The organism is Azospirillum sp. UFLA03-27, from assembly GCF_059803775.1.
The window spans coordinates 1-1,450 of record NZ_JAUQTX010000490.1; the positions used below are offsets into that span (position 1 = coordinate 1).

Genomic DNA, 1,450 nt, shown 5'->3' on the forward strand with positions numbered 1-1,450 from the left:
CCTTGGCCTTGAAGCTCATCCCCTGATCCAGGGGTGCGACCGAGAAACTCATCGTCTGCATGGCTGTTCCCGTCCCTCTCTCTCCGCCCCCGGTTGCCCCGGAGTTCCCCCCGGTTGACGGGGTTTGGGCCGCGCTTTCATTGCCCCGGAGAGGGAAGCGGCTTGGATTGGTGATACGGTATACCAGATGCCAGTTCATGACAAGCGGATATGTTCGGATCGCGGACTGTTTCTTCGATGAACGACGCCACGGCACTTCGTCTGCGACGGCGGGGCAATTCTGCACCCTTTGCCACTAACTGGCATATCGTATACGGTATCCAAACACTGCATAACTGGTATACCGAATCCATTATAGCCCGAATGGACCGCTGGGGGTACAAACGTCCTTGGAACTACACGCATTCCTCCCTGTAGATTCCCCCACCTGACGGCTCCGCGGCTTCCCGCCAGCGGAGCCTTCTTTTTTCCGCCGGCCAAATCGCCCTGCGGCAAATTGGTATACCGTACACCAGGCAGCTTCCCCTTACTCCGTGTATGTGTAAGTTTGCTGGGTCAACGAATTAGGCAAACGGAGGAAAGCCATGAAAGCAGCGGACATCATGACCCGTCAGGTGATCACCATCGGTCCCGACGCCACGGTGACCGAAGCCGCGAAGCGCATGCTGGAGAACCGGATCAGCGGCCTGCCCGTCTGCGATTCGAACGGGCGCCTGCTCGGCGTCATCAGCGAGGGCGACCTGCTGCGCCGGGCGGAGACCGGCACCGTGCGCCGGGCCTCCTGGTGGCTCGCCATGTTCGCAGGCGCGCCGAACCAGGCCGCCGACTACACCAAGTCCCACGGCCGCCACGTGCGCGACGCGATGACCGAGTCGCTGATCTCCGTCACCGAGGAGACCCCGCTCGACGAGGTGGTCCGCCTGATGGAGGGCAACCGCATCAAGCGCGTTCCGGTGCTGAACAACGGCAAGCTGGTCGGCATCGTCAGCCGCGCCAACCTGCTGCACGTCCTCGCCAGCATCGCGCCGGACGTCTCCCCGGCCGCCGCGGACGACCGCGTCGTGCGCGACCGGCTTCTGGAAACCCTGCGGGCGCAGCCCTGGGCACCGGAGATCAGCGAAAACATCGTGGTGCGCAACGGCGTCGTGCATCTCTGGGGCAGCGTGCGCACCGAGGCGCAGCGTGACGCCATTCGCGTCGCCGCCGAAAACACCCCTGGCGTCACCCGCGTGGAAAATCACCTGATCATCGTGGATCATGTCGCCGAAGGTGCGGTCGGCTTCTGATCCGGTCGCCGATACAGCAACAAAAAAGCCCCTTCCCGGTTCGTCCGGGAAGGGGCTTTTCCTTTCAGCAGACCTTTACTCGGTGGCCTTCACGACCTCTTCGGTGACCTTCTTGGCGTCGCCGAACAGCATCATGGTGTTGGGGCGGAAGAACAGCTCGTTCT

At 62.7% G+C, this 1,450-nt stretch carries 2 protein-coding genes; one reads left to right on the forward strand and one right to left on the reverse strand.

Annotation, left to right across the window (positions count from 1 at the left end; all coding sequences use genetic code 11):
* Window positions 1–584: 584 nt before the first annotated feature.
* The gene (locus tag Q4I23_RS32640) at window positions 585–1,286 is read left to right on the forward strand and encodes a CBS domain-containing protein (protein ID WP_149168383.1); all 702 of its coding nucleotides are present in this window, start codon (window positions 585–587) and stop codon (window positions 1,284–1,286) included.
* Window positions 1,287–1,361: 75 nt separating this feature from the next.
* On the opposite strand, the gene Q4I23_RS32645 is transcribed toward Q4I23_RS32640, so the two are convergent.
* Window positions 1,362–1,450: NAD(P)(+) transhydrogenase (Re/Si-specific) subunit beta (locus Q4I23_RS32645; RefSeq protein ID WP_253828411.1), on the reverse strand; the 89-nt coding region annotated here is incomplete at its 5' end.

Coding starts and splice junctions, on each gene's coding strand:
- Q4I23_RS32640 (WP_149168383.1), top strand. CDS start 585: ATGAAAGCAGCGGACATCATGACCCGTCAGGTGATCACCATCGGTCCC.